This is a genomic window from Pseudomonas sp. PS02303 (assembly GCF_029959925.1).
GTDB lineage: Bacteria > Pseudomonadota > Gammaproteobacteria > Pseudomonadales > Pseudomonadaceae > Aquipseudomonas > Aquipseudomonas mandelii.
Genome location: NZ_JASCOM010000092.1, coordinates 1 through 22,476 on the forward strand (window position 1 = coordinate 1; position 22,476 = coordinate 22,476).

Genomic DNA, 22,476 nt, shown 5'->3' on the forward strand with positions numbered 1-22,476 from the left:
GGCGAGGGAGCTTGCTCCCGCTGGGTCGCGAAGCGGCCCCAAAATCTCGCAGTTAATGAAGATTTTGTGAGTGCTGCGCACTCAAACGGGAGCAAGCTCCCTCGCCACAGTTTGTCTTCTTACAACGCCAACGGCGCCCTTTCACACAAGGCACTCAACGCCCGCGCCCACTGCGGATCATCGTTGAGACACGGCACCAGCACCAATTCCTCGCCCCCCGCCTCGCGGAACAATTCCTTCCCGCGATCACCGATTTCCTCAAGCGTCTCGATGCAATCGGCAACGAACGCCGGGCACATCACTAGCACCTTCTTCACGCCCATTCCCGCCAGCTCATCGAGGCGCGCTTCGGTGTAGGGTTCGATCCATTTCGCCCGGCCCAAACGCGACTGGAACGACACCGACCACTTGCCATCCGCCAGCCCCATGCGCTTGGCAAACTCCGACGCCGTGCGCAGGCATTGGGCGCGGTAGCAGGTCGCCAATACTTCTGGCGAAGCGTTCTGGCAGCAATTATCGCTTTGGAAGCAATGGTGACCGGTAGGGTCGATCTTCTTCAGGTGCCGCTCCGGCAAACCATGAAAGCTCAGCAACAGGTGATCGTAATCCTGCTGCAAATAAGGTTTCGCGCTGGCGACCAATGCGTCGAGGTATTCCGGCTGATCGTAGAACGGCTGGAGAATCGAAAACTGCACATCGAGCCGCTTCTCACGCACCACCCGCTTGGCTTCTTCAATCACCGTGGTCACGGTGCTGTCGGCGAATTGTGGATAAAGCGGTGCGAGGGTGATTTTTTTGTGGCCCTGAGCCGCCAGCTCAACCAGTTTCGTCTCAATCGACGGCTCGCCGTAGCGCATCGCCAGCTCAACCGGCCCATGGTGCCATTGCGCAACCATGGCCTCGCGCAGGCGACGGCTGAGCACCACCAGCGGCGAGCCCTCCTCCCACCAGATCGACGCGTAGGCGTGGGCGGACTGCTCCGGACGCTTGATCAGGATCAGCGACACCAGCAAGCGTCGTACCGGCCATGGCAGGTCGATCACGTAGGGGTCCATCAGAAATTGATTGAGGTAACTGCGCACATCCGCCACCGATGTAGAGGCAGGTGAACCCAGGTTAACCAGAAGCAATGCGTGATCGGTCATGCAACGTCCTATTTCAAAGGCGGCTGGACAGGTCGTCCAGGGCCGCGCGCAAATCGGTGAACTGGAACGTGAAACCCGCTTCCAGCAAGCGCGCCGGTACGGCCTTCTGGCCACCCAGCAACAGCAGTGACAACTCACCCAGGCACACTTTCAAGGCCAGGGCCGGCATCGGCATGAACGCCGGCCGGTGCAGCACGGCGCCCAATGTTTTGGCGAACTCGCGGTTGCGCACCGGTTTTGGCGCGCAGGCATTATATGGACCGCTCGCGTCAATGCGATGCAGAAGAAAATCAATCAGGGCGATTTGATCGTTGATATGAATCCAGGGCATCCACTGCCGACCACTGCCCAAAGGCCCGCCCAGCCCCAGTTTGAATGGCAGCAACAGCCGCGACAAAAAGCCGCCCTCGGCAGACAGCACCAAACCGGTTCGAATCAGGATCACCCGAATACCCATGGCCTCGGCGCGCTGGGCGGTTTCTTCCCAGGCAATGCACAATTGACTGGCGAAATCATCGATGGACGGCGGAGACGCTTCGGTCAGTTCGCGCTCGCCGCTGTCGCCGTACCAGCCGATGGCAGAACCCGAGATCAACACCTGCGGTTTCTGCGCGCGGGTCTCGAGCCAGGCCAGCAAGGTTTCGGTCAGGGTGATGCGACTCGCCCAGAGCAAGGCTTTGCGCCTGGACGTCCATGGCCGATCAGCAATGGGGGCGCCCGCCAAATTGATAATTGCGTCCACCGGTTCTTGCCCGAGGTCTTCGAACAACGCGACGCCGCGAACCTGGGCACCGCAGATTTTCGCGACTTTTTCCGGCGTGCGGCTCAAGACTGTCAGGCGATGTCCCTGACTCAACCAGTGTCGGCAGAGTTGACGTCCTATCAAACCAGTACCGCCGGTCAGCAATATGTGCATGACTTCTTCCTCGCGTGGCGTTTTACCCTGATCACTAGTCTATTTTTATAAGCAGGGATCTTTGGTATCGGGCAGTGTCTGTGTTTAACAATAGGCCAAGCTGTCAGATCGAGAACGCTAAAAGTTATACCAAAAAACAATATTGTACAGGTTTAAACCACGGCGTAGTCTGTACAGAAAGGTAAACGAGGCCCCTATGACTGTACCTATCGCAATCATCGGCACCGGCATCGCCGGGCTCTCAGCCGCTCAGGCCCTGACAGAAGTCGGGCACAGTGTTCAACTTTTCGATAAAAGCCGCGGCAGTGGCGGACGCATGTCGAGCAAGCGCAGTGATGCGGGTGCCTTGGACATGGGCGCACAGTATTTCACTGCCCGCGACCGGCGCTTCGTCACCGAGGTCCAGCGTTGGCAATCCAACGGCTGGGTCGCCGAATGGACGCCGCAGCTCTACACCTTCCACGGCGGTCAGCTGAACCTGTCGCCGGACGAACAGACACGCTGGGTCGGGACACCGCGCATGAGCGCCATCACCCGCGGCCTGCTCGGCGACCTGGAAGTGCATTTCGCCTGCCGGATCACCGAGGTCTATCGCGGTGAAGAACACTGGCACCTGCAAGACGCCGAAGGCTTCACCCATGGTCCGTTCAGTCATGTGGTGATCGCCACGCCGGCGCCTCAAGCCACGGCACTGCTGGCCTCCGCGCCGAAACTCGCCGGGGCCGCCGCCGGGGTAAAAATGGAGCCAACGTGGGCGGTGGCGCTGGCGTTCGATACGCCGCTGGATACCCCCATGGAAGGTTGCTTCGTGCAGGACAGCCCGCTCGACTGGCTGGCGCGCAACCGCAGCAAACCCGGGCGCGACAACACCCTCGACACCTGGGTACTGCATGCGACGAGCGCCTGGAGCCGGCAACATATCGACCTGCCCAAGGAGGCGGTGATCGAGCAACTGCACGGTGCATTTGCCGAGCTGTTGCACAGCGCCATGCCCGCCCCGACCTTTAGCCTCGCGCACCGCTGGCTTTACGCGCGTCCCGCCAGCAGTCACGAATGGGGTGCCTTGGCCGATGCCGACCTGGGACTGTATGTATGCGGCGACTGGTGCCTGTCCGGGCGTGTCGAAGGCGCCTGGCTCAGCGGCCAGGAAGCTGCACGACGGTTGCACGAGCACTTGCAGTGAATAGAATCAATCCGAGTAAATTGCTGCTGTCGAAATGGACAGCAGCCCACCCGCGAAACCGCGAAAAACATTTTCTGGTGACCGAACTGTTCCGCGATGAGGAAGGCACGGTGCTGGACGTCGAATTGCAGGCGGTGCTGACCCAACGCAGTGAGCGTCTCCCATGGCAATCGCTGAAAGCCAGCGACGACTGGATACTCGGCTGGAAATAGATCCTGCCCGAGGATGCGGTGTGTCAGCTACCCATGTGTCGCCTGATCCACCGCTATCGCGAGCAAGCCCTCTCCCACAAGGGAATGCACTCCCCTCCCGAAACCTATACAAATAATTTGACTTGTACACCTTTGAATCTATGATGAAGACAAAGTTGTACAGAGTTACCGCTCTGTACAGGTCTGGATTCGAGGTGTTCCGATGCATGTACAGCCAGCGACTCTACCGAAAATCGCCATCAGCGCCTGCTTGATGGGAGCGGAGGTGCGTTTCAACGGTGGGCACAAGGAATCGCGCCTGTGCAGCCGAACCCTCACCGACTATTTCGAGTTCGTACCGGTGTGCCCGGAAGTCGCCATTGGCTTGGGTATCCCTCGCGAACCGATCCGCCTGATCGGCGACCCCGAAAATCCCGAAGCCGTTGGCACCGTCAACCCTGAGACTAACGTCACCCGGCCGCTCGCCGAGTACGGTCAGAAAATGGCTGCGGAGCTGGACGATATCTGCGGCTACATCTTTATGCAGAAATCCCCTTCCTGCGGCCTCGAGCGGGTCAAGGTCTACCAGGCCAACGGGTCGCCGGTGGACGGAGGTGGACGTGGTATCTACGCCCAGGCGTTCTGCGCCCTGCACCCCGACTTACCGGTGGAAGAAGATGGCCGCCTCAACGACCCGGTATTGCGCGAAAACTTCCTGACCCGCGTGTTCGCCTACAGCGCCTGGCAGCAGCTATTGCGAGAAGGAGTGACACGACGCGGCCTCATAGAATTTCACTCGCGCTACAAATACTTGCTGATGGCCCATAACCCGGTGCAATACAAAACCCTGGGCAACCTGCTGGGCAACATGGGCCAGACCGATCCTGCGGAACTCGGCCCGCGCTATTTCAGCGAACTGATGGCGGCATTGAAAAAATGCGCGACGCGGCGTACCCACACCAACGTCCTGCAGCACATCAGCGGTTATCTCAAGCAATTCATCAGCCCTGAAGACAAGCAGGAAATGCAGCACGTCATCGGCCAGTACCGGCACGGCATCGTGCCGTTGGTGGTGCCGCTGACGCTGCTCAAACACTATTTCCGTCAACACCCGGATCCATACATCGCGCAGCAGGTTTACCTTCAGCCGCACCCGGAAAACCTCAGCCTGCGAAACGCAATCTAATGAAAAGCCCAATCGACACCAGCGCCAGCGAAGACCTTGGCGCCGACTTCAAGAAAGCCCTGGACGAAGGCTGGTTGCCGATTCGCGAAGTGGCGCGCCAGACTGGCGTGAACGCCGTGACCCTGCGTGCCTGGGAACGTCGTTACGGGCTGATCGTGCCCCAGCGCACGCCCAAGGGGCATCGCCTGTTCTCTGCCGAACACGTGCAACGGATTTTGACCATCCTCACCTGGCTCAATCGCGGCGTGGCCGTCAGTCAGGTCAAGCAGCTGCTCGACACGCCACAGGCCTTTACCGAAACCGTCGAAAACGATTGGCAAGTGCTGGGCCAAACATTGCTGCAAGCGGTGACCCAGCTCAATGAACGCACGCTGGATGACACCGTCAATCAAGCCATGGCGCTGTATCCGCCTCGTACCTTGTGCGAACAACTGCTGATGCCGTTGCTGGCGGAGCTGGAGCAACGCTGGCAGGGCCAGTTCGGCGCGCAGATGGAGCGGGGGTTTTTCTTTTCCTGGCTGCGTAGCAAATTCGGCGCACGCATCTACCATAACAATCGTCAGTTGCGCACCGCGCCGTTGCTATTGATCAATCACTCGGACCAGCCACTGGAACCTTGCCTGTGGCTGACCGCGTGGCTGATCAGCAGCGCCGATTGCCCGGTGGAAGTCTTCGACTGGCCGCTGCCGCCAGGCGAACTCGCGCTGGCGGTCGATCACCTGCAAGCCCGCGGCGTACTGCTGTATTCCAGCAAAGCCATGAACATTTCGCAGCTGCCGAAACTTTTGAATGGCGTCAGTTGCCCAAAAATGATTGCCGGACCAACGGTATGCATTCACCACGCCGAGCTGTCCGCAAAAATGTCTGAGAGTGTTGATTTGTTCCTGGCCGAAGACCCGCTATCGGCTCACCAGGAACTGGTCAAGCGTGGGCTTATTTAATGGACACTTCCATGCATTTGATCTGGTTGCGTAGCGACTTGCGCCTGCACGACAACACCGCCCTGTCGGCTGCTGCCGCTCGCGGCCCGACGGTGGCCGTGTACCTGTTGAGCCCGGCGCAATGGCTGGAACACGATGACGCGCCGTGCAAAGTGGATTTCTGGCTGCGCAATCTGGGTGAACTGAGCGACGCGCTGGGCGAATTGAACATCCCCCTTTTGATTCGCCACGCCCCTCGCTGGGATGAAGCGCCGCAGGTTTTGCTCAAGCTGTGTCAGCAATTAAACGCGGAGGCGGTGCACGTCAACGAGGAATACGGGGTTCATGAAAGCCGTCGCGATACGGCAGTCGCCGAAACGCTCAAGGCCCATGGCATCGACTTCTTCAGCTACCTCGATCAGTTGTTGTTCAAACCGGGCACCGTGTTGACCAAGACCGGCACCTACTTCCAGGTCTTCAGCCAGTTCCGCAAAGTTTGTTACGAACGTCTGCACCGGTCGCTTCCGGGGCGGGTGGCCAAACCGGCCGTACAGGATCCGTTGCCCATCAGCAGTGACGACATTCCATCGAGCGTCAAAGGGTTCGACATACCCAGCGAGAGCTTGCGCCAGCTCTGGCCCGCCGGCGAAGCCGAAGCTCAACGCCGTCTCGACACCTTCGCCGACGCACAAATCGATTACTACAAAAGCGAGCGCGACTTCCCGGCCAAACCCGGCACCAGCCAGCTCTCGGCTTACCTCGCTGCCGGGGTGATTTCCCCGCGCCAGTGTTTGCACGCCGCCCTGCACAGTAATCAAGGCGAGTTCGAAAGCGGCAAGGTGGGCGCGGTCACCTGGATCAACGAGTTGCTGTGGCGCGAGTTCTACAAACACATTCTGGTGGGCTACCCACGGGTCTCGCGTCACCGTGCCTTCCGCCCGGAAACCGAAGCCCTGGCCTGGCGCGACGCCCCGGAAGAACTGCTGGCCTGGCAGCAAGCCCGTACCGGCCTGCCGATCATCGACGCAGCGATGCGTCAATTGCTCGAAACCGGCTGGATGCACAACCGCTTGCGCATGGTGGTGGCGATGTTCCTGACCAAGAACCTGCTGATCGACTGGCGCGAAGGCGAACGCTTTTTCATGCGCCACTTGATCGACGGCGACCTGGCGGCGAACAACGGTGGCTGGCAGTGGAGTTCGTCCACGGGCACTGACTCGGCCCCTTATTTCCGTATTTTCAATCCGCTGAGCCAATCGGAGAAATTCGACGCTGAAGGCGTGTTCATCAAGCACTGGCTGCCGGAACTGGCTGGGCTGAACAAAAAAGACGTGCACAACCCGGCGAACGTCGGCGGTCTGTTCGGCGTAGCGGATTATCCGTCGCCGATCGTCAACCTGAGCACTTCGCGCCAGCGAGCCTTGGCCGCGTTCAAGAACTTGCCCTCGCGACACGATGCCGGAGGCGCTCATGAGTGATTTCCTGCGGCAGTTTGCGCGGCAATTCGCGCAGCTGGATAAAAACAGTTTGCAACGCCTCGGCGAGCTGTACACCGAAGACGTGCACTTCACCGATCCGCTGCATGAAGTGCAAGGGCTCGGACAGTTGCGCAGCTACTTCACGGAGCTCTACGCCAACGTCACCGAACTGCGTTTTGATTTTCACGGTTTCGACCAGACCGGCGAAGGCCAAGGGTATCTGCGCTGGGTCATGAGTTTCCGCCATCCGCGCCTGAGCGGCGGCCAGTTGATTCGTGTCGACGGCTGCTCGTACCTGCTCTGGCGCGACAAGGTTTATCGTCACCGGGATTACTTCGATGCCGGGGCACTGCTTTACGAACATTTACCCGTATTGGGTCGGGCGATTGCCTGGCTGAAAAGGAGAATGGGATGAGTCTTACACCTCCACGGCGATACTGGCTGACGGGTGCCAGCAGCGGCATCGGCGCCTCGCTGGCTGAAGAAATCCTCAAAACCGGTGCTCATCTGGCCGTGAGCTCGCGCTCTACAGCGGTGCTGAAAGTCTTGTCCCAGCGTTATCCGGGGCAAGTGCTGGTCGTGCCCGGCGATTTGACGAGCAGTCAGGCGGTGCGCGAAATCGGCGAACAGATCACCCATGAATGGGGCTCGCTGGACACGGTGATCCTCAACGCCGGCACGTGCGAATACGTCGACGTCAAGCAGTTCGATTCCTCGATCGTCGAACACGTGGTACGCACCAACCTGCTCGCGAGCGCCTATTGCATCGAGGCCGCACTGCCCCTGTTACGCAAAGGCACCGCGCCGCATCTGGTGGGCGTCGCCAGTTCGGTGACCTACCTGCCCCTGCCACGGGCCGAAGCCTATGGCGCGTCGAAGGCCGGGCTGCGTTATCTGTTCGAATCCCTGCGCATCGATCTTGCGCCGGAAGGCATCGAAGTCACGGTGGTCAGCCCGGGGTTTGTCGAGACCCCACTGACGGCGAAAAACGACTTCCCGATGCCGCTCAGTTGGCCAGTGGCGAAAGCCGCCCGGCACATCTTCGCCAAACTCAAGAACCGTCCCCTGGAGATCGCTTTTCCGGGGCTGTTCATGGCGGCTCTCTGGCCCCTGTCGAAAATGCCCAATTGCGTGAAACTGGCCATCGGCAAACGCATGGTGCGCAGCAGCCCACCGATCAGGGACGTGCCGTGAACATTGCGATCATTGGCAGCGGAATCTCGGGGCTCACCAGCGCCTACCTGCTCAATCGCAGGCATGAGATCACCCTGTTCGAGGCCAGCGACTGGATCGGCGGGCACACCCATACCGTGGACGTGACCGTGGATGACCAGCGCTATGCCGTGGACACCGGTTTCATTGTGTTCAACGACTGGACCTACCCGAATTTCATTCGCCTGCTCGGCCAGATCGGCGTGGAGTCGAAACCGACTGAAATGAGTTTTTCAGTGAAGGATCCGGACTCGGGCCTGGAATACAACGGCAATAACCTCAACAGCCTGTTTGCCCAACGGCGAAATCTGTTGTCACCCGGCTTCTGGGGCATGTTGCGCGACATCCAGCGCTTCAACAAAGAGGCGCAGCGTGACCTGGCCGAGGGTCGGATCGCCGCCGACACCACGCTGGACGACTATCTGAAAAACGGCCGCTATGGCGAACGCTTCATCCTGCATTACATCGTGCCGATGGGCGCAGCAATCTGGTCGATGTCCATGGCTGATATGCTCGGTTTCCCGCTGCAATCCTTCGTCAGGTTTTTCAAGAATCACGGCCTGCTGTCCATCAGTAATCGTCCGCAGTGGCGGGTGATCGAAGGGGGTTCGAGCGCTTACATCGAGCCACTGACGGCGACGTTCAAACAGAACATCCGACTCAACTGCCCCGTCACCCGGGTCGAGCGTGATGAACAAGGCGTCATTATCCACAGCGCCGCCGGCAGCGAACGATTCGATAAAGTGGTGTTTGCCTGCCACAGCGATCAGGCCCTGCAACTGCTGGCCAAGCCGAGCGATGCCGAACAATCGATCCTCAGCGCCCTGCCCTACGCCGACAACGAAGTGGTGCTGCACACCGACACACGCCTGCTGCCCACTCGAAAACTCGCGTGGGCCAGCTGGAATTACCGCCTCGGTGGCCCAGGCCATACACGGGCCGCCGTTACCTACGACATGAATATCCTGCAAGGCATCCAGAGCGACACCACGTTCTGCGTCAGCCTCAACCAGAGCGCTGGCATCGACCCGAGTAAAGTGCTCGCCAGATTCACTTACGCCCATCCGCAATTCAGCCTGGCGGCCGTTGCTGCGCAAAGCCGTTGGGAGGAACTGGACGGCGCGCAACACACTTATTATTGCGGCGCCTATTGGGCCAACGGTTTCCATGAAGACGGCGTGGTCAGCGCGTTGCGCGTTGCTCGCTCGTTTGGTGAAGTGTTGTGAACAGCGCCCTCTACAGCGGCTGGATCGCCCATCGGCGGTTCGCCCCAAAGCCTCATGCCTTCCGTTACCGGATCGGTCTGTTGTACCTGGACCTCGACGAACAGGAGGCCGTGCTCGGCCTGTCGCCGTTCTCGGGCAACAGTCGCTTCGCACCGTTCTCGTTTCGCGAGAGCGATTACCTCAAAACCTATACCGGCAGCGGCATGCGCCTGATTGACGCGGTGCGCCAGCTCGTCGGCCAGGCCATCGGTCATGCGCCCCAAGGTTCGATCTGCCTGCTGACCCAGCCGCGCAGTTGGGGTTTGTCGTTCAACCCGGTGAGTTTTTTCTACTGCCATGAGGCTGACGGGCAACTGGCGGCGATTCTTTGCGAAGTCACCAACACCCCGTGGCGCGAGCGTTATCACTATGTATTGCCGGCCAAGGCCCCGGAGAATCTCGGCGATTTCCATCAACATTTTGCCGTGGCGAAGGCGTTTCACGTTTCGCCGTTTCTACCGCCAGACCTGGAATACCGCATGAGTTTCAGCCCCGCCGCGAAAAGGCTCGGCGTGCACATGGCGGACTGGCAGGGCGAGCTGAAGTTGTTCGACGCCACGCTCAGCTTGAAACGCCAGGCACTGGACCGTGCCAGCCTGCATCGTTACTTGCGGCGCTTTCCATGGATGACGGCGAAAACCTGCCTGGCGATCTATTGGCAGGCCCTGCGCCTGCTGCTCAAGCGCGCACCGATATTTGCTCATCAGGCTGCCGTTGGCAGCGTTCAAACCGCCATCGTTCCTCCCAAGGATCACCGTCATGAAATCCTCTAGCGCCTCGGCCAAAGTCAATCTGCTCAGCACCAACGGCCTGACCGGATCGTTGCTGCGCCGTGGTGTACTGCGGCAACTCACGCAGCTCAAACATGGACAACTGGTGGTCATCGAAAACGGCGAACGACAAGTTTTCGGGACCGCAGGCAGCCCATTGATCGGGGAGATCCATATCCTCGACGCGGCGGCGTGGGGGCTGGTGGCGGGTAACGGCTCGATCGGCGCTGGCGAAGCGTTTATCCACGGTTATTGGAGTTCGCCGGACTTGACCGCGGTGGTTCGCGTGTTCGTCAGTAACCTTGAGGTGCTGGATGCGCTGGAGGGTGGCCTGGCGAAACTCGGCCGCCCTTTCGTTCAAGCGCTGCACTGGCTCAATCGCAACACGCGCAAGGGTTCGCAGAAAAACATCGCCGCCCACTACGATCTGGGCAACGACCTGTTCGAACAGTTTCTCGATCCCACCATGATGTACTCCGCCGCACAGTTCCTGACGGACGAAGACAGCCTGGAACAGGCGCAGTTGAACAAGCTGGAACGGATCTGCCAGAAACTCGCGCTCAAACCCAGTGATCACTTGCTGGAAATCGGCACCGGCTGGGGCAGCATGGCGCTTTACGCGGCGCAGCATTACGGCTGCAAGGTCACCACCACCACGCTTTCAAAAGAACAGTACGCCTTCACTGCCCGACGCATCGAAGCCCTCGGCCTGCAAGACCAGGTCACGCTGCTGCTCAAGGATTACCGCGACCTCACCGGGCAGTACGACAAACTGGTGTCGATCGAGATGATCGAAGCGGTCGGCCATCGCTTCCTGCCGGTCTATTTCAAGCAATGCGCGCAGTTGCTCAAAAGCAACGGCTTGATGCTGTTGCAGGCCATCACCATCCGCGAACAGCGCTACGAACAGGCCAAGGGCAGCGTCGATTTCATTCAGCGTTACATTTTTCCTGGCGGTGCCCTACCCTGTGTGCAGAAGATGCTGGAAGTCATCAGCCGCGACACCGACATGAATTTGCTGCACATGGAGGATTTCGGCCTGCACTACGCCCGAACCCTGCGCCTGTGGCATGAGAATTTTCGCCGAGCCCAGGGCCGCTTGAGCGAGTTGGGCTACGACGATTATTTCCTGCGGTTGTGGGAATTTTATCTGTGCTACTGCGAAGGGGGATTTCTGGAGCGCACCATCGGCACCGCGCAAATGGTGCTGGCCAAACCCTCGGCAATGCCCGCGCCGCTGCTGGGGCGCTTCGATGCGTGAGCGCTTGGCCAATGCCGCACTGTTTCAGCTCGGCTGGTTTGCCTGTGTGATGGGCGGCGACAGTTTATGGTTGCTGGTGGCGTTGGCGGTACTGGTGATTCATCTGCTGTGGATAAGTCGCTGGGCGGATGAAGGCCGACTGATTCTCAGCGTTGTGCTGCTGGGCACCACCGTCGACAGTTCGTTGCGCTGGCTTGGTGTGTTCGATTTCGCCGACGTCGCGCCCTTGATCCCGCTGTGGCTGATGCTGTTGTGGGCGTTACTGGCAACCACGTTGCGCCACTGCCTGCAATGGACCGCCAAACCTTGGTGGCTCGGCAGCCTGCTGGGCGCCGTGGGTGGGCCATTGTCGTATTACGCCGGTGGACAACTGGCCGGCGTGCAGTTTCCTTACGGTCAGGTGCCCACGCTGCTGGGTATCGGCCTGCTCTGGGCCATGCTGTTCCCAACGCTGCATTTCATGGCGCAACGGCTGGCGGCGGACACCCGCAGCTAAGCGTCCGTCAGGCCTTTAACACAGCCAGGGCGCACTGCCTTACACTGCCCGCCATGAAAACCATTCCCCACACGCAAATCACCGAACCGGCCGTCACGTGCTCGACTTGCGCAGCCTGTTGCTGCCAGCTCGAAGTCATGCTGATCACCGACACGGGCGTGCCTGAACGTTTTATCGATACCGATGATTGGGGCGGGGAAGTCATGCTGCGTCTGGATGACGGCTGGTGCGCTGCGCTGGATCGCGACAGCATGATGTGCACCATCTACGAAAAGCGCCCGCTGATCTGCCGGGAGTTCGAGATGGGCGCACCGGAGTGCCTCGAAGAGCGCCAGGGGATTACTACGGCATATCGCTGAATTTGAAGTCGACGCACATCCAGTGTGGGAGCGAGCCTGCTCGCGATGGCTTCCTGTCAGTCAACACTGTTGCTGAATGGCAGACCGCAATCGCAAGCAGGCTCGCTCCCGCACTTAAAGGAGCGAGTCTCAGAGCGGCATCGTGTAGTGCAGCGCGTAACTTTCTACACCGTTGTTCGGGCTACTGAGCCCGGCATTGGAATAGTGCGTCGCACGAATGCCGACTTCATGTCCGCCGGTAAAGCGCAGACCAAAACCGAACCGGTCTTCAAACTGAAAAGCACTGCCGAGTTGATTGTTTTCGACTTCGGTATTGGCGAATACCGCGACGCCGACCCCCAACTCCACATAAGGCTTGACGGTCTGGCCAGCAAATTCGTAAACCAACACCGGCGCGAACGACAGGCTGTGGTTGCTGGAAGTCTTGTCGCCGTCCCAATAGGTGTAGGCACCGCTCCAGTACCCCGTCAAGCGACCGATATCACTCTGCAACCAGCTCTTGTCCCAATCGAATTGCATGCCCAATCGATAGGTCATGGTCGACTCGCTGGTCTGTCCGACCGCGAATTCCACGCCTGCCGCCTGCGCGGTAAAACTGTGCCCCATCAGTGCGGCCGCAATCGCGGCCAAGCAGAATAGTCGCTTCACTAGAAACATCCTTTTCCGAACGATTTCATATGGTTTTTTTGTTGCTTACCGCTATAGAAGTCGACGATTAATCAGAAGTTCAGCCCAATTATTCGTTTTCGCCCACTTTTTTTTTAGTTATCTATCGAAGCTTTGCACAACACCGCCGCTGTTCCACAGCGTCGGCAAAATAGTCCTGAAATGCTCCGGATCGGCACTCGTCCAGAACTGCGCAGCACGTGCCGGCCCCTCGGCAAGTAACTCACGCTCGGCCAACAAACGCTGGAGTTGCCGCGCAACAGCGGCACCGGTGTCGATCAAGCTGATGTCTTCAGGGATCATCTGCTTAAGCAATGGCTTTAGGAAGGGATAATGCGTGCAGCCCAGAATTATCGTGTCGCACCCGGCGCCGAGCAGCGGCCCGACATAGCCGGCCAGTAATTGACGCAAGGCGTCGCTGTGCAGATCGCCGTTTTCAATCAGCTCCACCAGGCCGGGGCACGGCTGAGTGATAACGCGTACATCAGTGGCGAAACGATCGAGCAACGCCGCGAACTTGGCGCTCTGCAACGTGCCAGTGGTGGCAAGTACGCCGACCACACCACTGCGGGTGGCGGCAGCGGCAGGTTTGACGGCGGGCTCCATGCCGACGATGGGCCACGCAGGGAAATCGCGCCGCAAGTCCGCAACACCGGCGACGGTCGCCGTGTTGCAGGCCAGCACCAAGGCCTTCGCGCCCTGCTGCTGAAAGAATTCGGCCATCACGCTGCAACGCTGCTGGATGAATTCAGGGGTTTTTTCGCCGTAGGGAACATTGCCGCAATCGGCGACGTACAGCAGAGACTCGTTGGGCAGCAAACGCTGGATCTCGGCCAATACCGAAAGCCCACCGACGCCGGAGTCGAATACGCCGATTGGCGCTTCACGCATGTTTTGAACCACAGACGCTGCAGCCAGGATCGCGCTTGACCCGCAATTCACGGAAGCGCGAGCCCAGGGCATCGATCAGCAACAGGCGCCCCACCAATGGCTCACCGAAACCCACCAGCAGTTTCAGGGCTTCCAGCGCCTGGAGGCTGCCCACCAGCCCAACCAGTGGACCGACAACGCCGGCCTCACTGCAGGTCAATTCGGCTTCGCTGCCGTGACCGTATAGACAGTGGTAACACGGGCTTTCCGGGCGTCGCGGGTCAAACACCGACAACTGCCCTTCGAGGCGAATCGCCGCGCCGCTGACCAGCGGTTTGCTGGCAGTAACGCAGGCCGCGTTGACCGCTTCACGGGTCGAGAAATTATCGGAACAGTCCAGCACCAGATCCACCGCCGCCACGGCGGCCGCCAGAGAATCTTCGTCCAGTGCGGTGCGATGGGCGATCAGTTGGATCTCGGGATTGATCGCGCTCAGTCGGCGGATCGCTGAATCGACCTTGCTCAAGCCGACGCTGTCAGTGTCGTGAACGATCTGGCGTTGCAGATTGGTCAGGTCGACCGTATCGAAATCCGCCAGGTGAAGCTCGCCGACACCGGCCGCGGCCAGATACAGCGCCACCGGTGAGCCGAGACCACCGAGGCCGACGATCAACACGCGGCTTTCTTTCAGCCGCAACTGGCCGTCGATATCGACGTGTTGCAACAGAATCTGCCGGCTATAGCGCAACAACTCCTGATCATTCAGCACGGCAGGCGCCCCAGGCTGATACGTTCGTGACCGCCCAGATCGGTGCGGCTGTGGACTGCTTCAAAGCCGCGGCTCAACAGCAAGTCGCGCACGGCTTCGGCTTGATCGTAACCGTGTTCGAGCATCAGCCAGCCACCGGCCTCCAGATAATCCGGCGCCTGGGCGACGATCAGGCGCAGATCATCGAGCCCGTCGATGCCAGCCACCAGAGCGCTGGCCGGTTCGAAGCGCACATCGCCTTCTACCAGATGCGGGTCGGCGGAGGCGATGTACGGCGGGTTGCTGATGATCAGATGAAAACGCTGACCTTCCAGGGCGCTGAACCAATGGCTGCTCAGCACCGTGGCATTGTTCAAGTGCAGGCGCTGACGATTGCGTTCGGCCAGCGCCACGGCCTCGAGTATGCGATCCACCGCAGTGACTTTCCACGCCGGACGCTCGCTGGCCAAAGCCAGGGCAATGGCGCCGCTGCCGGTGCCAAGATCGAGCACTTGGGCCGGTGTGGCTGGCAGCAATTCCAGCGCCGCTTCCACCAGCAATTCGGTATCCGGGCGCGGGATCAGCGTGTGCGGCGCGACTTCCAGATCAAGCTTCCAGAACCCTTGCTGCCCCAGAATGTAGGCCACCGGCTCACCGCCGCGACGACGTTGCAGGTACTCGGCAAACTTCAGCGCGGCTTCGCTCGGCACAATGCGTTCCGGCCAGGTGTGCAGAAAGCTGCGGGACTTGCCCAAGGCCGCGGCCAGCAATAATTCGGCATCCAGACGCGCCGTGGGCGAGTCGGGCAAATCGGCGGCGCGCAACAAACTGGCAATGATCGTCATTTACTCACCTATCGCTGCCAATTGATCGGCCTGGAACTCGGCCAGTAACGGTTCAATCACGGCCTCGACGCCGCCCGCGAGGACTTCGTCGAGGGAATACAGCGTCAGGTTGACCCGGTGGTCGGTCACCCGGCCCTGGGCAAAGTTGTAGGTGCGGATGCGCTCGGAGCGATCGCCCGAACCGACCAGCAGCTTACGCTCGCTGGCGATGGCGTTCGCGGCGGCGCTGGTTTGTTGATCGTTGAGCTTGGCCGACAGCCAGGACATCGCCCGGGCGCGGTTCTTGTGTTGCGAGCGTTCTTCCTGGCATTCGACGACGATACCGGACGGCAAGTGCGTGATGCGGATCGCCGAGTCCGTCTTGTTGACGTGCTGGCCGCCGGCCCCGGAGGAACGATAGGTATCGACCCGCAGGTCCGCCGGGTTGATCTCGATCGTTTCCTGCTCATCCGGCTCAGGCAACACCGCCACGGTGCAGGCCGAGGTGTGGATGCGACCCTGGGATTCGGTGGCCGGAACCCGTTGCACGCGGTGCACGCCGGATTCGAACTTCAGTTTGCCGTAGACGTTTTCGCCTTCAACACGGGCGATGACTTCTTTATAGCCGCCGTGCTCACCGATGTTCTCCGAGAGAATTTCCACCCGCCAGCCACGCCGCTCGGCATAACGCGAATACATACGGAACAGGTCGCCGGAAAAAATCGCCGCTTCGTCACCGCCGGTGCCGGCACGGATTTCGAGGAACACGTTGCGCCCGTCATTCGGGTCCTTGGGTAGCAGCATGCGTTGCAGGCTGGCTTCGATGTCGATCAGTTGCTCTTTGGCTTCGCGAACTTCTTCCACGGCCAGTTCGCGCATGTCCGGGTCGCTGTCCTTGAGCAGTGCCTGGGCGCCTTCGAGGTCGCCTTGCACTTTGAGCAGCTGTTTATAGGTGGCGACAATCGGTTCGACTTCCGCGTATTCCTTGGAATAGGTGCGAAATTTGTTCTGATCGGAAATGACTTCGCCATCGCCAAGCAGGGCGGTCAATTCCTCGAAACGGTCCTGGAGGATGTCCAGCTTATTGAGCAGTGACGCTTTCATTGCGGTTTCTTATCCGAAAAGCTATCCGATGAGCCCTCATTCAGGGCAAAGAGTTCCTGGGCCATGGCCAGCGCATCGAGGCGGCCTTCGGCAGAAAGCTTTTTCAACTGCACACTCGGGGCGTGCAAGAGTTTGTTGGTCAGGCCACGCGCCAATTGCACCAGCACCTCTTCGGCGCTACTGCCATTGGCCAGCATGCGCTGGGCCTTCTGCAATTCTTCGTCGCGCATGCGCTCGCTTTGTTGGCGATAGGCCTTGAGCACATCCACCGCCGCCAGTTCACGCAGGCGGACCATGAAATCTTCGGCACCGACCGAGACCATCTCTTCCGCCGCCTGGGCAGCACCCTGCCGGCTCTTGAGGTTCTCGGCGACCACTTCGTGGAGATCGTCGACGCTATAGAGGTAAACGTCGTCCAACTCGCCGACTTCCGGCTCGATATCCCGAGGAACAGCGATGTCTACCATGAAGATCGGTTTGTGCTTGCGCAGTTTCAACGCGCTTTCCACGGCGCCTTTGCCAAGGATCGGCAACTGGCTGGCAGTGGAACTGATCACGATGTCGCTGCGCACCAGCTCTGCCGGGATGTCCGAGAGCAAAACGGCATGGGCACCAAACTGCTCGGCAAGGATGCTCGCGCGTTCCAGGGTTCGGTTGGCGACCACAATGCGCTTTACACCCAGTTCATGCAGGTGGCGGGCGACCAGGGTGATGGTCTCTCCGGCGCCGATCAGCAAGGCCTGGCTGCGCTGTAAATCGCTGAAAATCTGTTTCGCCAGGCTGACCGCGGCAAACGCCACGGACACCGGGTTCTCGCCGATGGCCGTGTCGGTGCGCACTTGCTTGGCCGCGTTGAACGTCGCTTGAAACAAGCGCCCGAGCAGTGGACCGATGGTGCCGGCCTCACGCGCCACGGCGTAGGCCGATTTCATCTGACCGAGAATCTGCGGTTCGCCCAACACCAGCGAATCGAGCCCGGAAGCCACCCGCATCATGTGACGAACTGCCGCATCATCTTCGTGCACATAAGCGCTCGCACGCAGCTCTTCGAGGCTCAAATGATGATAATCGGCCAGCCAGCGCAAGATGATGTCAGCCGAAAGGTGATCCTGTTCTATATAGAGTTCACTGCGATTGCAGGTGGAGAGGATCGCAGCTTCGCGGCTGTCGGTAAGTCGGCAGAGCTGCTGCAAGGCCTCCACCAGCTGCTCAGGGGTAAAGGCCACGCGCTCGCGGACGTCTACTGAAGCAGTCTTGTGGTTGATACCGAGTGCAAGGAAGGCCATTCAAGGTCGCTGATGGTGACGTGAAGCCGGCAATTGTCCTACTTCGACAGAGCCAGAACAACTACCGCTGACTATTGTCCCAATGACCTGCCTCTATAAAGGCATCCATCGAGACTCGGTTATGTTTGGCCGAAGGCTTGTGTCATGATGATCCGACCGCAGGTTAGTCGTCCTCTTCCTATATGAATAGATCTTCCGCGTTGCTCCTCGCTTTTGTCTTCCTCAGCGGCTGCCAAGTCTTGGCACCCGTTTCGTCGGACGGTACGCCGCCGGTCGAAGACAGCACTCCGGCCCCTGAAAAGCCCAAGGTTTACAGCTCATTCAGTGAAGAAACCGTCTTCAGCCTGTTGAGCGCCGAACTGGCTGGCCAGCGCAATCGTTTCGACATTGCCCTGGACAACTACGTCACCCAGGCCATCAACACTCAGGATCCGGGCATCTCCGAGCGAGCCTTCCGCATTGCCGAATACCTTGGCGCCGATCAGGCTGCCCTGGATACCGCGTTGATCTGGGCAAAAAACGCCCCGGACGATCTCGAGGCGCAACGCGCGGCTGCCGTGCAGCTGGCGCGCGCCGGGCGTTATGACGACTCCATGGTCTATATGGAGAAAGTCCTGCTCGGCAAAGGCGACACGCATTTCGACTTTCTTGCCCTGTCCGCGGCCGATACCGACCAGGACACGCGCAACGGCCTGATGAAAAGTTTTGACCGCTTATTGCAGCGCCACCCGAACAACAACCAGTTGATTTTCGGCAAGGCTTTGCTGTTGCAACAGGACGGTGACGCAAAAGGCGCGCTGACCTTGCTTGAAGACAATCCGCCGGACGACGGCGAAATTGCCCCGATCCTGCTGCGCGCGCGCCTGTTGCAAGTGCTCAACCGTGGCGATGAAGCCTTGCCACTGCTGCAAAAAAGCATCAAGAAATACCCGGACGACAAACGCCTGCGCCTGACCTATGCACGCATGCTGGTTGAACAGGACCGCATGGACGACGCCAAGGTTGAGTTCTCAAGCCTGGTCCAGCAATACCCGGAAGACGACGAACTGCGTTATTCCCTCGCGCTGGTGTGCCTGGAAGCCAAGGCCTGGGACGAGGCCAAGGGTTATCTGGAAGACTTGGTCGCCCGGGAAAGCCACGTCGATTCGGCGCACCTGAACCTCGGTCGTATAGCTGAAGAGCGCAACGACCCACAAGGCGCACTGATCGAGTACGCCCAGGTCGGCCCCGGCAATGACTATCTGCCTGCGCAACTGCGCCAGACCGACATTCTGATCAACAACGGCAAGACCGCCGAAGCCCAAAGCCGTCTGGCTACGGAACGCGACGAGCAACCTGATTACGCGATCCAGTTGTACCTGATCGAAGCCGAGACCTTGTCTGCCAACAATCAGCCCGACAAGGCGTGGAAGGTTCTGCAAACCGCGCTGCAGAAGTACCCGGACGATTTGAACCTGCTTTACACCCGTGCCATGCAGGCGGAAAAACGCAATGACCTGGCGCAGATGGAAAAAGACCTGCGCCTGATCATCAAGCGCGACCCGGACAATGCGATGGCGTTGAACGCCCTCGGCTACACCCTGTCGGACCGCACGACGCGTTACGCCGAAGCCAAGGCCCTGATCGAACAAGCGCACCAGATCAACCCGGAAGACCCGGCGGTACTCGACAGCCTCGGCTGGGTGCACTTCCGCCTGGGCAATCTCGATGAAGCCGAGCGCTATCTGCGTCAGGCCCTGGATCGCTTTCCCGATCAGGAAGTTGCCGCCCACCTGGGCGAAGTCCTGTGGGCCAATGGCAAACAGCGGGAAGCCAGGCAAATCTGGAGCAAGTTCCTCAAGGAACAACCCGACAGCCCCATCCTGCGCAGCACCATCAAGCGCCTGACCGGATCAGAGACTCTTTAAGATTATGTTTTTGCGCCACCTTATTGTTTTCAGTTTCATCGCCCTGCTCGCCGGTTGCGCGGGCTTCGGCGCCCGCGAATCGGTCCAGGGCCAAGGCAACACAGCCCAATGGCGCGATTACAAACAGCAGCTGACCAGCCTTGATGGCTGGCAGATCAACGGCAAGATCGGTATTCGTGCGCCAAAAGACTCGGGCAGCGGCACGTTGTTCTGGCTGCAGCGACAGGATTACTACGACATTCGCCTCTCTGGCCCGCTGGGTCGCGGCGCGGCTCGTTTGACCGGCCGCCCGGGCAAAGTCTCGCTGGAAGTGGCCAATCAGGGCCGTTATGACGCCACGACCCCCGAAGCGCTGGTTGAAGAACAGCTCGGCTGGAAGCTGCCGGTGTCCAATCTGGCGTGGTGGGTTCGCGGGCTTCCGGCCCCGGACAGCAAAAGTCGCCTGACCCTGGACGCCGACAGTCGGCTGGCCAATCTCGAGCAGGACGGCTGGCAAGTCGAATACCTCAGTTACGCCGAGCAAAACGGCTACTGGCTGCCCGAGCGGATCAAACTGCACGGCACCGACCTTGATGTCACGCTGGTGATCAAGGAATGGCAACCACGCAAACTGGGGCAGTGAACATGACCGTTGCGCGCTTGACGCTGCCCTCCCCGGCCAAACTCAATCTGATGCTGCACATTCTCGGCCGCCGTGAAGACGGTTATCACGAGTTGCAGACGATTTTTCAGTTTCTCGATTACGGCGATGAAATCACGTTTGCCGTTCGTGACGACGGTGTGATTCGGTTGCACACCGAATTCGATGGCGTTCCTCACGACAGCAACCTGATCGTCAAAGCCGCGAAAAAACTTCAGGAGCAATCCGGTTGTTCGCTCGGCATCGATATCTGGATCGAAAAAATCCTGCCCATGGGCGGTGGAATCGGTGGCGGCAGTTCAAATGCCGCGACGACTTTGCTCGGCCTCAATCATCTCTGGCAACTGGGCTGGGATGAGGATCGACTGGCCGTGCTGGGCCTGACACTGGGCGCCGACGTCCCGGTTTTCGTGCGTGGGCACGCGGCTTTCGCCGAGGGCGTAGGGGAGAAACTCACCCCTGTAGACCCCGAAGAACCGTGGTATCTCGTGCTTGTGCCGCAAGTATCTGTAAGTACAGCAGAAATTTTTTCAGATCCGTTGTTGACACGTAACTCTTCTCCCATTAAAGTGCGCCCCGTTCCCAAGGGAAACAGTCGAAATGACTGCTTACCGGTGGTAGCAAGGCGTTATCCAGATGTACGTAACGCATTGAATTTGTTAGGTAAATTTACCGAAGCAAAACTCACCGGAACTGGAAGTTGTGTGTTTGGGGGCTTCCCAAGCAAAGCTGAAGCTGATAAAGTCTCGGCCCTTCTTACAGAGACCCTTACAGGGTTTGTAGCAAAAGGAAGCAACGTTTCGATGTTGCATCGCAAGCTGCAAAATCTGCTCTAAAGGAATCGATTACTGGGTAATCGTTGCAACAGATACAGGGGCGTCGCCAAGCGGTAAGGCAGCAGGTTTTGATCCTGCCATGCGTTGGTTCGAATCCAGCCGCCCCTGCCATTTTCCTATACTCATCCAGGTTACCCTCAGCCTTCAGGTACTGCGCGTGTCCAAGATGATGGTCTTTACGGGGAACGCTAACCCCGATCTGGCTCGGCGTGTTGTACGTCAGCTGCATATCCCTCTCGGTGACATCTCTGTCGGTAAGTTCTCCGACGGCGAAATTACTGCCGAGATCAATGAAAACGTCCGCGGTAAAGATGTTTTCATTATTCAGCCGACTTGCGCTCCGACCAACGATAACCTGATGGAACTGGTAGTGATGGCTGATGCCTTCCGCCGCTCCTCGGCTACTCGTATCACTGCTGTTATTCCTTACTTTGGTTATGCCCGTCAGGATCGCCGTCCGCGTTCCGCACGTGTGGCTATCAGCGCGAAAGTCGTTGCTGACATGCTTACCGTAGTCGGCATCGACCGTGTTCTCACGGTTGATCTGCATGCTGACCAAATCCAGGGTTTCTTCGATATTCCGGTAGATAACATCTACGGCTCCCCGGTTCTGGTGGATGACATTGAAGATCAGCGCTTCGAAAACCTGATGATCGTGTCCCCGGACATTGGCGGCGTCGTGCGTGCACGTGCTGTTGCCAAATCCCTGGGCGTGGATCTCGGGATCATCGACAAACGCCGTGAGAAAGCCAATCACTCTGAAGTGATGCATATCATCGGTGATGTCGAAGGGCGTACCTGTATTCTGGTCGATGACATGGTCGATACCGCCGGCACTCTGTGCCACGCGGCCAAGGCCCTGAAAGAGCATGGCGCCGCCAAGGTTTTCGCCTACTGCACACACCCTGTGCTGTCCGGTCGGGCGATCGAAAACATTGAAAATTCCATGCTGGACGAACTGGTGGTGACTAACACCATCCCGTTGTCCGCTGCTGCTCAAGCCTGCACGCGTATCCGTCAACTGGATATCGCGCCGGTCGTTGCCGAGGCGGTCCGCCGCATCAGCAATGAAGAATCGATCAGCGCGATGTTCCGTTAAGGGCCCTGCCCTTCTCGACTGTCTCGCTGACGAAAAGCGCCCCGCCCCGGCATTCCTGCCGGGGCGGGGCTTTTTTGCCCATATCGCCTTTAGCGCTGGTCGCAACCGCTGGGG

At 59.4% G+C, this 22,476-nt stretch carries 24 protein-coding genes and 1 tRNA gene; 17 read left to right on the forward strand and 8 right to left on the reverse strand.

Features of this window, described 5'->3' with window-relative positions:
• Nucleotides 1-119 precede the first annotated feature (119 nt).
• Both hemH and QMX98_RS19220 read right to left on the reverse strand, forming a co-directional pair.
• Nucleotides 120-1,145 (reverse strand): ferrochelatase, encoded by a 1,026-nt coding sequence (gene hemH, locus QMX98_RS19215; RefSeq protein WP_282411257.1) that lies wholly within the window; start codon nt 1,143-1,145, stop codon nt 120-122.
• 13 nt (nt 1,146-1,158) lie between these two features.
• On the reverse strand, nt 1,159-2,061 hold the full coding sequence (locus QMX98_RS19220; protein WP_083375761.1) for a TIGR01777 family oxidoreductase: 903 nt from the start codon (nt 2,059-2,061) through the stop codon (nt 1,159-1,161).
• 196 nt (nt 2,062-2,257) lie between these two features.
• On the opposite strand from QMX98_RS19220, the gene QMX98_RS19225 reads away from it, so the two are divergent.
• The 12 genes from QMX98_RS19225 (at nt 2,258) to QMX98_RS19280 (ending at nt 12,382) form a co-directional block, all read left to right on the forward strand.
• The gene (locus QMX98_RS19225) at nt 2,258-3,244 is read left to right on the forward strand and encodes an NAD(P)/FAD-dependent oxidoreductase (protein WP_010458243.1); all 987 of its coding nucleotides are present in this window, start codon (nt 2,258-2,260) and stop codon (nt 3,242-3,244) included.
• Nucleotides 3,241-3,456, forward strand: a complete 216-nt coding sequence (locus tag QMX98_RS19230) for a TIGR02450 family Trp-rich protein (RefSeq protein WP_010458245.1) — start codon at nt 3,241-3,243, stop codon at nt 3,454-3,456. The genes QMX98_RS19225 and QMX98_RS19230 overlap by 4 nt, the downstream gene beginning before the upstream one ends.
• Before the next feature lie 202 nt (nt 3,457-3,658).
• Nucleotides 3,659-4,621, forward strand: a complete 963-nt coding sequence (locus tag QMX98_RS19235) for a DUF523 and DUF1722 domain-containing protein (protein WP_145310086.1) — start codon at nt 3,659-3,661, stop codon at nt 4,619-4,621.
• A complete protein-coding gene (locus QMX98_RS19240; RefSeq protein WP_221107356.1) occupies nt 4,621-5,562 on the forward strand; it encodes a MerR family transcriptional regulator in 942 nt (313 codons plus the stop codon). The genes QMX98_RS19235 and QMX98_RS19240 overlap by 1 nt, the downstream gene beginning before the upstream one ends.
• 11 nt (nt 5,563-5,573) lie before the next feature.
• Entirely contained in the window at nt 5,574-7,019 is a 1,446-nt protein-coding gene (phrB, locus tag QMX98_RS19245; RefSeq protein ID WP_221107358.1) for a deoxyribodipyrimidine photo-lyase, read from the forward strand.
• Nucleotides 7,012-7,434: a nuclear transport factor 2 family protein gene (locus QMX98_RS19250; protein WP_154501734.1), complete on the forward strand. Its 423-nt coding sequence runs from the start codon at nt 7,012-7,014 to the stop codon at nt 7,432-7,434. The genes phrB and QMX98_RS19250 overlap by 8 nt, the downstream gene beginning before the upstream one ends.
• Nucleotides 7,431-8,213, forward strand: coding sequence for an SDR family NAD(P)-dependent oxidoreductase (locus tag QMX98_RS19255; protein ID WP_221107359.1), 783 nt, complete (start codon nt 7,431-7,433; stop codon nt 8,211-8,213). The genes QMX98_RS19250 and QMX98_RS19255 overlap by 4 nt, the downstream gene beginning before the upstream one ends.
• On the forward strand, nt 8,210-9,457 hold the full coding sequence (locus QMX98_RS19260; protein ID WP_282411258.1) for an FAD-dependent oxidoreductase: 1,248 nt from the start codon (nt 8,210-8,212) through the stop codon (nt 9,455-9,457). The genes QMX98_RS19255 and QMX98_RS19260 overlap by 4 nt, the downstream gene beginning before the upstream one ends.
• The gene (locus QMX98_RS19265; RefSeq protein ID WP_077749012.1) at nt 9,454-10,269 is read left to right on the forward strand and encodes a DUF1365 domain-containing protein; all 816 of its coding nucleotides are present in this window, start codon (nt 9,454-9,456) and stop codon (nt 10,267-10,269) included. The genes QMX98_RS19260 and QMX98_RS19265 overlap by 4 nt, the downstream gene beginning before the upstream one ends.
• Nucleotides 10,256-11,527, forward strand: coding sequence for a cyclopropane-fatty-acyl-phospholipid synthase family protein (locus tag QMX98_RS19270; RefSeq protein ID WP_010458259.1), 1,272 nt, complete (start codon nt 10,256-10,258; stop codon nt 11,525-11,527). The genes QMX98_RS19265 and QMX98_RS19270 overlap by 14 nt, the downstream gene beginning before the upstream one ends.
• A complete protein-coding gene (locus QMX98_RS19275) occupies nt 11,520-12,023 on the forward strand; it encodes a DUF2878 domain-containing protein (RefSeq protein WP_010458261.1) in 504 nt (167 codons plus the stop codon). Before QMX98_RS19270 ends, QMX98_RS19275 begins: the two co-directional genes overlap by 8 nt.
• 53 nt (nt 12,024-12,076) lie before the next feature.
• Complete coding sequence (locus tag QMX98_RS19280; RefSeq protein ID WP_010458263.1) at nt 12,077-12,382, forward strand: YkgJ family cysteine cluster protein; 306 nt, start codon at nt 12,077-12,079, stop codon at nt 12,380-12,382.
• 129 nt (nt 12,383-12,511) lie between these two features.
• On the opposite strand, the gene QMX98_RS19285 is transcribed toward QMX98_RS19280, so the two are convergent.
• From QMX98_RS19285 to hemA, 6 genes are all read right to left on the reverse strand, one after another.
• Complete coding sequence (locus tag QMX98_RS19285; protein WP_010458265.1) at nt 12,512-13,030, reverse strand: acyloxyacyl hydrolase; 519 nt, start codon at nt 13,028-13,030, stop codon at nt 12,512-12,514.
• Between the two features lie 117 nt (nt 13,031-13,147).
• Nucleotides 13,148-13,939, reverse strand: coding sequence for a glutamate racemase (gene murI / locus QMX98_RS19290; RefSeq protein ID WP_282411259.1), 792 nt, complete (start codon nt 13,937-13,939; stop codon nt 13,148-13,150).
• On the reverse strand, nt 13,932-14,687 hold the full coding sequence (locus QMX98_RS19295) for a molybdopterin-synthase adenylyltransferase MoeB (RefSeq protein ID WP_282411260.1): 756 nt from the start codon (nt 14,685-14,687) through the stop codon (nt 13,932-13,934). The genes murI and QMX98_RS19295 overlap by 8 nt, the downstream gene beginning before the upstream one ends.
• Nucleotides 14,681-15,511 (reverse strand): peptide chain release factor N(5)-glutamine methyltransferase, encoded by an 831-nt coding sequence (gene prmC, locus QMX98_RS19300; protein ID WP_172791640.1) that lies wholly within the window; start codon nt 15,509-15,511, stop codon nt 14,681-14,683. Before prmC ends, QMX98_RS19295 begins: the two co-directional genes overlap by 7 nt.
• Complete coding sequence (gene prfA, locus QMX98_RS19305; RefSeq protein ID WP_282411261.1) at nt 15,512-16,594, reverse strand: peptide chain release factor 1; 1,083 nt, start codon at nt 16,592-16,594, stop codon at nt 15,512-15,514.
• Nucleotides 16,591-17,880 carry a glutamyl-tRNA reductase gene (gene hemA / locus QMX98_RS19310; RefSeq protein ID WP_145310069.1) on the reverse strand — a complete coding sequence of 430 codons (1,290 nt, stop codon included), beginning with the start codon at nt 17,878-17,880 and terminating at the stop codon, nt 16,591-16,593. The genes prfA and hemA overlap by 4 nt, the downstream gene beginning before the upstream one ends.
• A 182-nt stretch (nt 17,881-18,062) precedes the next feature.
• Here hemA and QMX98_RS19315 point away from each other — a divergent pair, with 182 nt between their 5' ends.
• The 5 genes from QMX98_RS19315 (at nt 18,063) to QMX98_RS19335 (ending at nt 22,362) form a co-directional block, all read left to right on the forward strand.
• On the forward strand, nt 18,063-19,787 hold the full coding sequence (locus QMX98_RS19315) for a tetratricopeptide repeat protein (protein WP_077749018.1): 1,725 nt from the start codon (nt 18,063-18,065) through the stop codon (nt 19,785-19,787).
• A 4-nt stretch (nt 19,788-19,791) separates the two neighbouring features.
• Complete coding sequence (gene lolB / locus QMX98_RS19320; RefSeq protein WP_102594939.1) at nt 19,792-20,409, forward strand: lipoprotein insertase outer membrane protein LolB; 618 nt, start codon at nt 19,792-19,794, stop codon at nt 20,407-20,409.
• 2 nt (nt 20,410-20,411) lie between these two features.
• Nucleotides 20,412-21,263 (forward strand): 4-(cytidine 5'-diphospho)-2-C-methyl-D-erythritol kinase, encoded by an 852-nt coding sequence (ispE, locus tag QMX98_RS19325; protein ID WP_010458280.1) that lies wholly within the window; start codon nt 20,412-20,414, stop codon nt 21,261-21,263.
• A gap of 36 nt (nt 21,264-21,299) precedes the next feature.
• Nucleotides 21,300-21,374: transfer RNA gene (locus tag QMX98_RS19330), tRNA-Gln, on the forward strand.
• 46 nt (nt 21,375-21,420) lie between these two features.
• Entirely contained in the window at nt 21,421-22,362 is a 942-nt protein-coding gene (locus tag QMX98_RS19335; protein ID WP_010458281.1) for a ribose-phosphate pyrophosphokinase, read from the forward strand.
• Nucleotides 22,363-22,476: the final 114 nt, after the last annotated feature.